We start from the raw sequence: 11503 nt of genomic DNA, 5'->3' as shown, positions 1-11503 counted from the left end.
TTCCGCCGGAGCCGGGCGCCGGGGACGTCGGACCGAAGTGGCAGGATCGGAGCATGCCTGATCAGCGTGACCCGCTCGCCGCGCCGGACCGACCCGCCCGACCGGAGCCGCCGGACGCCGGCCCGTACGACGCCCTGCTGCTGCTCTCCTTCGGCGGACCGGAGGGACCGGACGACGTGGTGCCGTTCCTGGAGAACGTCACCCGGGGTCGCGGCATCCCGCGCGAGCGGCTGAAGGAGGTCGGCAAGCACTACTTCCTGTTCGGCGGGGTCAGCCCGATCAACGCGCAGAACCGCGAGCTGCTGGACGCGCTCCGCAAGGATTTCGCCGACCACGGCCTGGAACTGCCGGTGTACTGGGGCAACCGGAACTGGGCCCCCTACCTGACGGACGCGCTGCGCGAGATCGCCGACGCCGGGCACCGCCGGGTGCTGGTGCTGGCGACCAGCGCCTACGCCTCCTACTCCGGCTGCCGCCAGTACCGGGAGAACCTGGCCGCCTCGCTCGCCGTGCTCGGCGAGGAGGGCCGCCCCGCGCTGCGGGTCGACAAGCTGCGGCACTACTTCAACCACCCCGGCTTCGTCGGACCGATGACCGACCACACGCTCGCCGCGCTCGCCGAACTGCCCGAGGAGGTGCGCGGCGGCGCCCGCCTGGCCTTCACCACGCACTCCATCCCGACCGCCGCGGCCGACACCTCCGGCCCCGTCGAGGGCCACGGCGACGGCGGCGCGTACGTCGCCCAGCACCTCGACACCGCCCGGCAGGTGGCCGAGCGGGTCCGCGCGGCCACCGGCGTGGACCGCCCGTGGCAGCTCGTCTACCAGTCCCGCAGCGGAGCCCCGCACATCCCCTGGCTGGAGCCGGACATCTGCGACCACCTGGAGCGCGAGCACGCCGACGGCGCCCCCGCGGTGGTCATGGTGCCCATCGGCTTCGTCTCCGACCACATGGAGGTCAAGTACGACCTCGACACCGAGGCGGCGGCCAAGGCCGCGGAACTCGGACTGCCGGTCGCCCGCGCCGCCACGGTGGGCGCCGATCCGCGGTTCGCCGCCGCCGTGCGCGACCTGGTGCTGGAGCGCGCCGCGACCGAGCGCGGTCTGGCCCCGGCCCGCTGCGCGCTCGGCGCGCTGGGCCCGAGCCATGACGTGTGCCCCGCGGGCTGCTGCCCGGCCGCCGGCCGGCAGCCGTCGCGGCCCGCCGCCGCAGGAACCGACTGAGGAGACCGGAACAGATGAGCACACCCGCCAACGGCCCGGCCGGCCCGGACCAGCCGCCCGCCACCGGCCCGGCCGGCCCCGCCGCCACCGGCGAGGACGCCGAACTCCTGGGCATCGCCCTGGAGGCCGCCCGCAGGGCCGGCGCACTGCTGCGCGACGGCCGCCCCGCCGACCTGGGCGTGGCCGCCACCAAGTCCAGCCCGATCGACGTCGTGACCGAGATGGACATCGCCGCCGAGAAGCTGATCACCGCCTACATCGGGCGGCTGCGCCCCGAGGACGGCTTCCTCGGCGAGGAGGGCGCGAGCAGCGAGGGCACCAGCGGAGTGCGCTGGGTGATCGACCCGCTGGACGGCACCGTGAACTACCTCTACGGCCTGCCCTCCTGGTCGGTGAGCATCGCCGCGGAGCGGGACGGCGAGACGGTGGTCGGCGTCGTGGCGGCCCCGATGCGCCGCGAGACCTACCAGGCGGTGCTCGGCGGCGGCGCCTACGTCGAGGGCGTCCGGGCGCGCTGCCGCCCCGCCCCGGACTTCGAGCACGCGCTCGTCGCCACCGGTTTCAGCTACCTGCGCGAGCGCCGGGTCGCGATGGCCGAGGTGATCAAGGGGCTGCTGCCGCAGGTCCGCGACATCCGGCGCGGCGGCTCGGCGGCGATCGACCTGGCCGACGTCGGCTGCGGCCGGCTCGACGCGTACTACGAGCGCGGCCTGAACCCGTGGGACCTCGCCGCCGGGGACCTCTTCGCCCGCGAGGCCGGCGCCCTCACCGGCGGCCGCCCGGGCGAGGCGCCCTCCGGCGAGCTCACCCTGGCCGCGCCGCCCGGCCTCTTCGAACCGCTCCAGCGCCGCCTGGACGAGCTGGGCGCCTGGCACGACTGAACCGGCACCACTCCGGCACCACCGACCCGGCGGGCGGCCCGCAGCGGGCCGCCGGCCGGCCTCCTCGCGGCATGCGAACGCCCCGGCACCTTCGTGGTGGCCGGGGCGTGCGGCTTTGGGGGCCGGAGGTTCAGGCGACCTTGGGCCGTACGTCCACCCCGTGCTCCGCGGCGAGGCGGCGCAGATCGTCCAGTTCGCCCTCTTCGACATCGGCGAGGAAGTCGTCCCCGGTTTCGCGGGCCCGGCGCAGATCGGACTCCGTGCTGTGTATGCGCTGGAGGATTCCATTCGTGAACGCGTCCATTGTGCGCCCCCTCGTCGTCTCCGTTGACACGCGAGTGTCAAGCCCGCTGTCCTCGCGCGGGAAGCGCGGGACAAGGCGTGGTGGGTGGGTGTAAAGCCGTCCTCCCCACCCCGCCCGAGTCGGAAACCTCACCGACCCGAAGGAAATTCCGGCGGTCCCCGACGTCCCGTTCTCCGGTCCTCGGCGTACCGCCCCTCGGACCACGGGCGCTCCCCTTACCGCCGATTTACGGGGGTCCGGTGCAGGATGGAGGTGGATTCCCACAGCTCACGGAAGGAACAGCGCCTTGCGCGTACTGGTCGTCGAGGACGAGCAACTGCTCGCCGATGCGGTTGCCACCGGCCTGCGCCGCGAAGCCATGGCCGTCGACGTGGTCTACGACGGCGGTGCCGCCCTGGAGCGCATCGGCGTCAACGACTACGACGTGGTGGTGCTCGACCGCGACCTGCCGGTGGTGCACGGCGACGAGGTGTGCCGCCAGGTGGTCAGCCTCGGCCTGCCCATGCGGGTGCTCATGCTCACCGCGGCGGGCGACGTCAGCGACCGGGTCGAGGGCCTGGAGCTGGGCGCCGACGACTACCTGCCCAAGCCCTTCGCCTTCACCGAGCTGACCGCCCGGGTGCGCGCGCTCGGACGCCGTACGACGGCCGCCCTGCCGCCGGTGCTGGAGCGCTCCGGCATCCGGTTGGACCCCAACCGCCGGGAGGCGTTCCGCGACGGCAAGGAGGTCCACCTGGCGCCCAAGGAGTTCGCCGTCCTGGAGGTCCTGATGCGCAGCGAGGGCTCGGTGGTCTCCGCCGAGCAGCTGCTGGAGAAGGCGTGGGACGAGAACACCGACCCGTTCACCAACGTGGTGCGGGTCACCGTGATGACGCTGCGCCGCAAGCTCGGCGAGCCGCCGGTGATCGTCACGGTGCCCGGCTCCGGCTACCGGATCTGACCGCCATGGCCCACCTGTCCTCCCAGACCCCCGCGAGCCCGCCGCCGGCCCGGCCGTCCACCCCTCCGCGCCCGGCCTGGGACCCGCCGCCCGCCGAGTCCCCGCCGCCCTGGCTGCGGCCCACGATCCGGATACGCCTCACCGTGCTCTACGGCGGGATGTTCCTGATCGCCGGCGTCGTGCTGCTGTGGATCATCTACCTGCTGGCCGCCCAGGCCATCAGCAAGGGCTCCCAGCTGCCCTTCCAGATCGCCACGATCAACGTGACCCCGGGCAGCTGCATCACGGTCGACCAGAGCACCACCAGCGAACAGCTCCACCAGATGGTCAGCTCCTGCATGCAGCACCAGCGGGACATCGCGCTCAACACGCTGCTCAAGCGCTCGCTGCTGGCCCTCATCGGCCTGGCGGTGGTCGCCTTCGCCTTCGGCTACGTGATGGCCGGACGGGTGCTGGCGCCGCTGGGCCGGATCACCCGCGCCGCCCGCGGGGTGGCCGGTTCGGACCTGACCCGGCGGATCGAGCTGGACGGCCCGGACGACGAGCTGAAGGAGCTGGCCGACACCTTCGACGAGATGCTGGAGCGGCTGGAGCGGTCCTTCACCGCCCAGCGCCGCTTCGTCGCGAACGCCTCGCACGAACTGCGCACCCCGCTGGCGATCAACCGCACCCTGCTGGAGGTGCAGCTCGCCGACCCGGACGCCTCGCCGGACCTCCAGCAGCTCGGCAAGACCCTGCTGTCCACCAACGAGCGCAGCGAGCAGCTCGTGGAGGGCCTGCTGCTGCTCGCCCGCAGCGAGAACGAGATCGTGGACCGCAAGGCCGTCGACCTCGCCGAGGCGGCCTCCAGAGCCCTGGAGCAGACCCGTGGGGAGGCGGAGGCGAAGGGCGTGGCCCTGCGCGAGTCGCTGGCCCCCGCGGTCGTCCAGGGCAACGGAGTGCTGCTGGAGAGGATCGCGCTGAACCTGGTGCAGAACGCCGTGCGCTACAACGTGCCGGCGGACGGCTGGGTCGATGTGACCACCAGCGCGGAGCACGGCCAGGCACTCCTGGTGGTGGCGAACACCGGACCGGTCGTTCCCGCTTACGAGGTGGACAACATGTTCGAACCCTTCCGCCGGCTGCGCACCGAGCGCACCGGCAGCGACAAGGGCGTCGGGCTCGGACTGTCCATCGCCCGCTCGGTCGCCAGAGCGCACGGCGGGGTGATCACCGCCGAGCCGCGCGAGGGAGGCGGCCTGGTCATGCGGGTCGCGATCCCGATGTGAGACCCGGTGAACTCCTGTGACAGGCTGTGAACCGCGTCACGCCCGGCCGAGCCCGACTCGCCGCGCCGACCGGGACGCTGTTCGCTTTGCGAGTAATCGGCACTTCTGGTGCGCTCGGCGCACACCTGTGATCGATTGCACACGGCTCTCTCACAGTGTGTACGCTCGGTGATCGCGGATCGGGGAGAAACGACCGTAAATTCCATGTTTCCGCAGGTCATGATCACGGGAAGTACACGGAGAGGCATCCATGGCGGATGACTTTCGGACCGCCACGGACCATGATCGGCCACCCTTGCACTCACCTCTTCGGGGGCGTCCTCGGGTGTCGATTGAGTAACGGGCCTTGATGTGAGGCAAAATCTCCGCCTCGGGTCGGGCACAAGTCCGGCCTCCCGCGCGTTACGGCGCTGGAGACACCACAGACACCCACAGGGGGAGAGCGAAATGGCTACGGATTACGACACCCCACGCAAGACCGACGATGACGTCAATGAGGACAGCATCGAGGAACTGAAGGCACGGCGGAACGAGAAGTCGACCTCCGCGGTCGACGTCGACGAGTTCGACCAGGCCGAGTCCCTGGAGCTGCCCGGCGCCGACCTCTCCAACGAGGAGCTGTCGGTCCGTGTGCTGCCCCGCCAGGCGGACGAATTCACCTGCATGAGCTGCTTCCTGGTCCACCACAGGAGCCAGCTCGCTGCCGAGAAGAACGGAAACCCCATCTGCCGCGACTGCGCGGCCTGACCGGCCGGCGCCGTGACCGGCTCACCGGATGAGCGTAGGAACGTCGAGCGGGGCCGTGCGGCCTCGCTCGCGGCCGCGACCGCCCGCGGGGTCACCCGGGGCGTCGGCGGCGGTGCCCGCGCGAGCGGGCGGCTGGCCAAGGCCGGCGCAGGGTCCGTCGCCGAGCGGCTGCTGGAGACCGCTCCGCGCATCCCCGTGCGCGATCTCGGCACGCTGCGCGCCCAGTTCCCCGGGCTCGGCCCCGACGAGATCGCGGACCGGCTGATCTCCGCCGCCGTGAAGGGCACCATGACGGTCGGCGCCGGTGTGGGCGCGGCCGCCATGCTGCCGGTCCCGCCCGCCATGCCCACCGAACTGGCCACCGAGACCCTGGGCGTGGCCGCCGTCGAGTACAAACTCATCGCCGAACTGCACGAGGTCTACGGCCTGCGCGTGCCCGGCAACGTCAGGGAGCGCGCCACCGCCTACCTGTGGTCCTGGACCGAGCAGCGCGGTATCGACGCGCTGAAGCTGTCGACCCTCAACGTGGCGCTCGGCACCAGCATGAAGCGGGAGATGCGCCAGCGCCTCCTGCGCCGCAGCCTCAGACACATGCCCGCGCTGACCCCGTTCATGATCGGCGCCGCTGTCGGCGCGGTGATGAACCGGCGCGACACCCGCAAGCTCGCCAAGCGGGTCCGCAAGGACCTGCGCGCGCACCAGTTGCCCTGGCCGCTGCTCGTGGAAAGCTCCGCGACCGCCGAGACCTCCGCGACCTCAAGGATCGACGGCGACGCCGAGGAGCCCGGCCTGCCCGGCCGCACCCCGCCGCCCGAACTCCCCGGCCCCTCCGGGCTTTAGGCCCCGCGGGCCCGCACGCGGCCCTCCGCGGGCCGAGTCCCCCGCACCGGGCGGGGAAACCCCTAGCTCGCCTGGTCGGCCGTCCTGAGGGCGCCCAGTGCCTCGGCCAGCCGCTGCGGCGAGCGGGTCGACAGGTAGACGTACGGCGTCGGGTCCGCCGGATCGGTCACTTCCACCTTCACCGCGGTCGGCACGTAGGACCGCAGCAGCATGAAGGCCCGCGGGTCCGCCTTGTACGACCGCCAGGCCACCGCCTCCGCCGGGTCCAGCACCAGGGCGTCGCCCAGCGCCTCCAGCGGGATGCGCGCCTTGCCCGCGACCAGCGAACCGGCCACCACGCGGATGCGCGCGGACCCGTAGGAGCTGACCGTCATCATGGCCAGCGCCCCGCCCGCGACCAGGCCGCCGAGCATCGGGAGCAGGCCGAAGGGGAAGAAGACCAGGGCCAGGCCGACGCCCGCGCCGATGGCCATGAACCACCAGGAGCGCGGCACGGTGAGGCGTTCGTCGTAAGGCTGCGAAGCGGGCATGGCATAAGCGTGCCATGCCCGTCTGTGCCCGCGGGGCCGGGTGCGCGGGCGCGGTGGGGGCGCCGTCCTCACGGTTCCCGGGAGAGCCCGGGACCGCGCCCTCGCCTGCTCCGCGTGCGCCCCGCGTGTCCCGGCCGCCGGCTTGGCCGGGGAGCACCGTCCGGCGCCCGTTCGCGGGCGGCACGGTCGGACAGGGGCGCCCACACCTTCGCGCGATAAGGTCTGCGGCGTGAGTGCAGCCACAACACCCCCCAACGCGGGCCGACCGAGCCTGGCGCCGCCGCCCGGTGCCGTCGCGCCCGTACGCCATCCCGAGGCGCCCGCGCCCGGCGAACTGCTCGGCGCGCACTACGACCAGTGCTTCGGCTGCGGCGAATCCCAGCCGTACGGCCTGCGCCTGGCGGCCCGGGCCGGTGAAGGCGTCAGCGTCACCGCGGAGTTCACCGTCCAGCCCGCCCACCAGGGCGCGCCCGGCCTCGCGCACGGCGGGGTGCTGGCCACCGCGCTGGACGAGACGCTGGGCTCGCTGAGCTGGCTGCTGCGGGTCATCGCGGTGACCGGGCGGCTGGAGTCGGACTTCGTCCGGCCGGTCCCGGTCGGGGCGACCCTGCATCTGTCCGCGCGCTGCACCGCGGTGGACGGCCGCAAGATCTACAGCAGCGCCGAGGGCCGGATCGGTGGCCCGGACGGCCCGGTGGCGGTCCGCGCCGACGCCCTGTTCATCGAGGTGAAGATCGACCACTTCACCAGCAACGGCCGCGCCGACGAGATCCAGGCCGCGATGTCCGACCCCGACCAGGTGAAGGTCGCCCGCGCTTTCGAGGTGAACCCATGAGCAGGCCGCCGGTGGACGTGCTGCTGCGCCGGCTCGACGAGTCGGTGCCGGTCCCCGCGTACGCGCATCCCGGCGACGCGGGGGTCGACCTGATCACCACCGAGGCCGCCGAACTGGCGCCCGGCGAGCGGACGGTGCTGCCCACCGGCATCTCCCTCGCGCTGCCGGACGGCTACGCGGCCTTCGTCCACCCCCGCTCCGGCCTTGCCGCGCGGTGCGGGGTGGCGATGGTGAATGCCCCGGGAACGGTCGACGCCGGGTACCGTGGGGAGATCAAGGTGATCGTGGTCAATCTCGACCCGCGCGAGACCGTCAGGTTCGAGCCGGGCGACCGGGTCGCCCAACTGGTCGTCCAGCAGGTCGAGCGGGTCCGCTTCCACGAGGTCGCGGAACTGCCGGGATCTGCCAGGGCCGCGGGGGGCTTCGGCTCCACGGGGGGTCACGCCGCGGTGCAGACACCGTCGGCGGGCACGTCCAGCAACGGATACGCATCGGTCCTCAGCGACCGGGAAGGACAGTGACCGTGTTCCGTCGTCGCAAGGAGCGCGAAGACGCCATCGACGAGCTCGACGAGGCCGAAGGCCCGGAGGACTCGGCCGAGGACACCGCGGAGCCGGACGACTCCGAGGAGTCGTCCGACTACAACCTTCCGCCCGCCCCGCGGCCCGACGGCCCGTGGGACGTGAGCGAGGTCCAGGAGCCCGGCGAGGGCCGGGTGGACCTCGGTGGCCTGTTCGTGCCCGGTGTCGAGGGCATGGAGCTGCGGGTCGAGGTGGCCGGCGAGTCCATCGTCGCCGCGACCGTGGTGCTGCGGGACAGCGCCGTCCAGCTCCAGGCGTTCGCCGCCCCGAAGTCCGAGGGCATCTGGGGCGAGGTGCGCGAGGAGATCGCGTCGGGCATCACCCAGCAGGGCGGCATCGTCGACGAGGTCGAGGGCCCGCTCGGCTGGGAGCTGCGCGCGCAGGTGCCCGTGCAACTGCCCGACGGCACCAACGGGGTGCAGCTCGTGCGCTTCGTCGGCTGCGACGGCCCGCGCTGGTTCCTGCGCGGGGTCATCTCCGGCCAGGGCGCGGTGCAGCCCGCCGCCGCCGGCGTGCTGGAGTCGGTCTTCCGCGACACCGTGGTGCTGCGCGGCGAGGCGCCGATGGCGCCCCGCGACCCGATCGTGCTGAAGCTCCCGAACGACGCGCAGATGGTGCCGGACGGCGCCACGCCCGAGCAGAGCGAGCCGTCGAAGTTCGGTGACGGTATCGACCCGATGCGGCGCGGCCCGGAGATCACCGAGCTGCACTGAGCCGTCGCGGCCCGACCGCCGCCCGCCGTTGCCCGCTCCGGTCGCACAACTTCCTTGCGGGCAGGCGCGGTTCGGTGTTCGCCGCGTCAAGCACCCGCATCCACCCGGTCGTCGGAAGGTTCGACGGCCGGGTCGCTGCGTTCTCGGCCCCGCCCGCGCGGCGCCGCCGCGATCGTTATCCGGCGACCGGCTGGTTTCCGGGTGCCCGCGGCGTACCGTACGGATACGCGACGGCCGGGGATGATGACGGCGCGGCCCGGCACGGCCGGGAGACGGGCCGGCACGGGGGAGGAAGAGACATGAGCGAGCAGTCCGCCGACCAGGCGGGTACGGCGACCGCGATCGCCGAGGGGCCGGGCGGCGGTGACATGGTCGTCGTCGAGGACCTGCGCCGCACCTACGGCTCCGGCGACACCGCGGTGGCCGCCCTGCGCGGGGTGTCCTTCCGGGTGCCGCGCGGCGAACTGGTCGCCCTCAAGGGCCGTTCCGGGTCCGGGAAGACCACGATCCTCAACCTGGTGGGCGGCCTGGACAGCCCGGACGGCGGCCGGATCAGCCTGGACGGCACCGACCTCGCCGGGCTCGGCGACGACGACCTGCTGGCGCTGCGCCGGGACCGGATCGGCTTCGTCTTCCAGTCCTTCGGGCTCATCCCGATCCTGACCGCCGCCGAGAACGTCGGCGTGCCGATGCGGCTGCGCAAGGCCCCGGCACGCGAGCGCGAGGAGCGGGTCGAGCTGCTGCTCGCCCTGGTCGGCCTCGCCGACCACGCCGCCCAGCGGCCGGGGGAGATGTCCGGCGGCCAGCAGCAGCGGGTGGCCATCGCCCGCGCGCTCGCCAACCGCCCGGTGCTGCTGATCGCCGACGAGCCGACCGGCCAGCTCGACGCGGACACCGGACTGGCGGTGATGGAGCTGTTGCGCGCGGTGGTGCGCAGCGAGGGCGTGACCGCGCTGGTCGCCACCCACGACACGCAGCTGCTGGCGCTGGCCGACCGGGTGCTGGAGCTGCGGGACGGGCAGATCGTCGACGCGGAGCAGCCGGAGCCGTAGCCGTAGCCGCAGCCGTGGCCAGGGCCAGGGCCGGCCGGAGCAGCAGGGGCAGCCGGGGCATGGGCGGGACGGGCCCCGGCGGGCCCCGGGACGGCCGCTCGCGCCCCTGCGTCGGGCCTCTGGTCCCGCGCGGGCATCCCGGTACCCTTGGCGTTATGAGTGGTGCCATCCGTTCCGACCGACCCGCGGGTCGCTTCCGTCGCATGCTCGACCGCTTGTCCTCCTCCCAGGAGGAACTGCACTCCGAGGAACTGCAACAGGACGCCCTCGCGGTCGGCTGCACACGGATCTGCGACTGCTCCGACCGACAGATCGTGTCCGTGACCGGTACGCTGCGTACGGTCACGCTCCGTCCTCGGGCCGGCGTGCCCGCACTGGAAGCCGAGCTGTTCGACGGTTCGGCCGCACTCGACGTGGTGTGGCTGGGGCGCCGCAGCATCGTCGGCATAGAACCCGGGCGCATGATCATCGCGTCCGGCCGGATCTCCATGAACCGAGGCCGTCCGGTGCTGTTCAACCCCAAGTACGAACTGCGTCCGGTCGGACAGGAGTAACCAGGTGACGTCGATCGACAACACGGATCAGACGGTGGGCGCCGATCCGGCGGCTCCGGACGGCTCCGGCGGGTCCCAGCGGCTCGACGGGGCGGGCGGAGCCGACGGCGGAGCGCAGGGCACCGAGGAGGCGGCCCGCGCGGTCACCGAGGCGGCGCTCTTCGAGGCGTTCGGCGGGGTGCGCGGCATGGTGGAGACCACCGTGCCCGGGCTGGTCTTCGTGGCGATCTACACGGTCAACCACGACCTCAAGAGCTCCGCGATCGCCTCGCTCGCGCTGTCCGTGGTGATGGGCGTGGCCCGGCTGCTGAAGCGCGACACCCTCAAGCACGCCTTCAGCGGCGTGTTCGGGGTCGCCTTCGGCGCGGTCTTCGCGATGATGTCGGGCAACGCGAAGAACTTCTACCTGCCGGGCATGCTCTACACCCTCGGCCTCGCGCTCGCCTACATCGTCACCGCCGCCGCCAAGGTGCCGCTGCTCGGCCTGATCCTCGGGCCGATCTTCAAGGAGAACCTCTCCTGGCGCACCCGCAACCCGGGCCGGCTGCGCGCGTACACCAAGGCGAGCTGGGCGTGGGGGCTGATCCTGCTCGCCAAGTCCGCGATCCTCTTCCCGCTCTACTGGTGGGGGAACGCCACCCAGCTCGGCTGGGTCAAGGTCGCGCTCGGCATCCCGCCGTTCCTGCTGTCGGTCTACCTGACCTGGATCTTCCTGGTGAAGGCGCCGCCGCCGATCGACGTGATCGCGGAGATGGAAGCGGCGGAGAAGGCCGAGAAGGCGGAGAAGGCCGAGAAGGAGCGCCAGGCGTCCGCGTCGTCCTGACCACCGGACAGCCCTACCGCCGGGCAGCCCGACCGCCGGCCGTCCTGACCGCCGGCCGTCCTGCCCCCCCCGGCGACACGGCCGAGCACCGCACGTGCGCGGGCCCCGACCACCAAACTTGGGTTCTAGTGGTCCTCGCAACACCCGTGATCTGTGGGAGTTGCGAGGACCGTGGGCGTTGAGCGTGCTGGTCTTGCTGGGTTGCGGGAGCG

14 protein-coding genes are annotated in these 11503 nt (G+C 72.9%); 12 read left to right on the top strand and 2 right to left on the bottom strand.

The window, feature by feature from the left end; all coding sequences use genetic code 11:
* The first annotated feature begins 53 nt into the window (after positions 1-53).
* Both ACIPAE_RS34170 and ACIPAE_RS34165 read left to right on the top strand, forming a co-directional pair.
* Complete coding sequence (locus tag ACIPAE_RS34170; RefSeq protein ID WP_402450611.1) at positions 54-1223, top strand: ferrochelatase; 1170 nt, start codon at positions 54-56, stop codon at positions 1221-1223.
* A 14-nt stretch (positions 1224-1237) separates the two neighbouring features.
* Positions 1238-2104: an inositol monophosphatase family protein gene (locus ACIPAE_RS34165; RefSeq protein ID WP_402450609.1), complete on the top strand. Its 867-nt coding sequence runs from the start codon at positions 1238-1240 to the stop codon at positions 2102-2104.
* A gap of 130 nt (positions 2105-2234) precedes the next feature.
* On the opposite strand, the gene ACIPAE_RS34160 is transcribed toward ACIPAE_RS34165, so the two are convergent.
* Positions 2235-2408, bottom strand: a complete 174-nt coding sequence (locus tag ACIPAE_RS34160; RefSeq protein WP_328470349.1) for a hypothetical protein — start codon at positions 2406-2408, stop codon at positions 2235-2237.
* Positions 2409-2694: 286 nt separating this feature from the next.
* Here ACIPAE_RS34160 and ACIPAE_RS34155 point away from each other — a divergent pair, with 286 nt between their 5' ends.
* The 4 genes from ACIPAE_RS34155 (at position 2695) to ACIPAE_RS34140 (ending at position 6203) form a co-directional block, all read left to right on the top strand.
* Positions 2695-3348 (top strand): response regulator transcription factor, encoded by a 654-nt coding sequence (locus tag ACIPAE_RS34155; protein WP_328470351.1) that lies wholly within the window; start codon positions 2695-2697, stop codon positions 3346-3348.
* Positions 3349-3353: 5 nt separating this feature from the next.
* Positions 3354-4616 (top strand): HAMP domain-containing sensor histidine kinase, encoded by a 1263-nt coding sequence (locus tag ACIPAE_RS34150; protein WP_366409949.1) that lies wholly within the window; start codon positions 3354-3356, stop codon positions 4614-4616.
* Between the two features lie 447 nt (positions 4617-5063).
* Positions 5064-5363, top strand: coding sequence for a DUF4193 domain-containing protein (locus ACIPAE_RS34145; protein ID WP_103884889.1), 300 nt, complete (start codon positions 5064-5066; stop codon positions 5361-5363).
* Positions 5364-5375: 12 nt separating this feature from the next.
* A complete protein-coding gene (locus ACIPAE_RS34140; RefSeq protein ID WP_402450607.1) occupies positions 5376-6203 on the top strand; it encodes a hypothetical protein in 828 nt (275 codons plus the stop codon).
* A gap of 62 nt (positions 6204-6265) precedes the next feature.
* Here ACIPAE_RS34140 and ACIPAE_RS34135 read toward each other — a convergent pair whose 3' ends face one another.
* Complete coding sequence (locus ACIPAE_RS34135; RefSeq protein ID WP_329363928.1) at positions 6266-6733, bottom strand: DUF3093 domain-containing protein; 468 nt, start codon at positions 6731-6733, stop codon at positions 6266-6268.
* Positions 6734-6962: 229 nt separating this feature from the next.
* Here ACIPAE_RS34135 and ACIPAE_RS34130 point away from each other — a divergent pair, with 229 nt between their 5' ends.
* The 6 genes from ACIPAE_RS34130 to ACIPAE_RS34105 all read left to right on the top strand — a co-directional run bounded on the left by ACIPAE_RS34130 (position 6963) and on the right by ACIPAE_RS34105 (position 11291).
* The gene (locus ACIPAE_RS34130) at positions 6963-7568 is read left to right on the top strand and encodes a PaaI family thioesterase (RefSeq protein WP_328470359.1); all 606 of its coding nucleotides are present in this window, start codon (positions 6963-6965) and stop codon (positions 7566-7568) included.
* On the top strand, positions 7565-8089 hold the full coding sequence (dut, locus tag ACIPAE_RS34125) for a dUTP diphosphatase (protein ID WP_329363926.1): 525 nt from the start codon (positions 7565-7567) through the stop codon (positions 8087-8089). The genes ACIPAE_RS34130 and dut overlap by 4 nt, the downstream gene beginning before the upstream one ends.
* A gap of 2 nt (positions 8090-8091) precedes the next feature.
* Positions 8092-8862 (top strand): DUF3710 domain-containing protein, encoded by a 771-nt coding sequence (locus ACIPAE_RS34120; RefSeq protein ID WP_329363925.1) that lies wholly within the window; start codon positions 8092-8094, stop codon positions 8860-8862.
* 299 nt (positions 8863-9161) lie between these two features.
* Entirely contained in the window at positions 9162-9914 is a 753-nt protein-coding gene (locus tag ACIPAE_RS34115) for an ABC transporter ATP-binding protein (protein WP_402450604.1), read from the top strand.
* A 155-nt stretch (positions 9915-10069) separates the two neighbouring features.
* Positions 10070-10468 (top strand): OB-fold nucleic acid binding domain-containing protein, encoded by a 399-nt coding sequence (locus ACIPAE_RS34110; RefSeq protein ID WP_328470367.1) that lies wholly within the window; start codon positions 10070-10072, stop codon positions 10466-10468.
* A gap of 4 nt (positions 10469-10472) precedes the next feature.
* A complete protein-coding gene (locus ACIPAE_RS34105; protein ID WP_402450601.1) occupies positions 10473-11291 on the top strand; it encodes a DUF3159 domain-containing protein in 819 nt (272 codons plus the stop codon).
* The last annotated feature ends 212 nt before the right edge of the window (positions 11292-11503 follow it).

The sequence above is a fragment of the Streptomyces sp. NPDC087270 genome, assembly GCF_044744625.1.
In the GTDB taxonomy this organism is placed as follows: domain Bacteria; phylum Actinomycetota; class Actinomycetes; order Streptomycetales; family Streptomycetaceae; genus Actinacidiphila.
Note: the sequence above shows the minus strand (reverse complement) of the source record. Positions and strands in the feature narration are given on the sequence as shown.

What these genes read in the sequence shown, in the direction of transcription:
- ACIPAE_RS34170 (WP_402450611.1), top strand. Translation starts at nt 54, where the DNA reads ATGCCTGATCAGCGTGACCCGCTCGCCGCGCCGGACCGACCCGCCCGA.
- ACIPAE_RS34165 (WP_402450609.1), top strand. Translation starts at nt 1,238, where the DNA reads ATGAGCACACCCGCCAACGGCCCGGCCGGCCCGGACCAGCCGCCCGCC.
- ACIPAE_RS34160 (WP_328470349.1), bottom strand. Translation starts at nt 2,408, where the DNA reads ATGGACGCGTTCACGAATGGAATCCTCCAGCGCATACACAGCACGGAG.
- ACIPAE_RS34150 (WP_366409949.1), top strand. Translation starts at nt 3,354, where the DNA reads ATGGCCCACCTGTCCTCCCAGACCCCCGCGAGCCCGCCGCCGGCCCGG.
- ACIPAE_RS34145 (WP_103884889.1), top strand. Translation starts at nt 5,064, where the DNA reads ATGGCTACGGATTACGACACCCCACGCAAGACCGACGATGACGTCAAT.
- ACIPAE_RS34135 (WP_329363928.1), bottom strand. Translation starts at nt 6,733, where the DNA reads ATGCCCGCTTCGCAGCCTTACGACGAACGCCTCACCGTGCCGCGCTCC.
- dut (WP_329363926.1), top strand. Translation starts at nt 7,565, where the DNA reads ATGAGCAGGCCGCCGGTGGACGTGCTGCTGCGCCGGCTCGACGAGTCG.
- ACIPAE_RS34115 (WP_402450604.1), top strand. Translation starts at nt 9,162, where the DNA reads ATGAGCGAGCAGTCCGCCGACCAGGCGGGTACGGCGACCGCGATCGCC.
- ACIPAE_RS34110 (WP_328470367.1), top strand. Translation starts at nt 10,070, where the DNA reads ATGAGTGGTGCCATCCGTTCCGACCGACCCGCGGGTCGCTTCCGTCGC.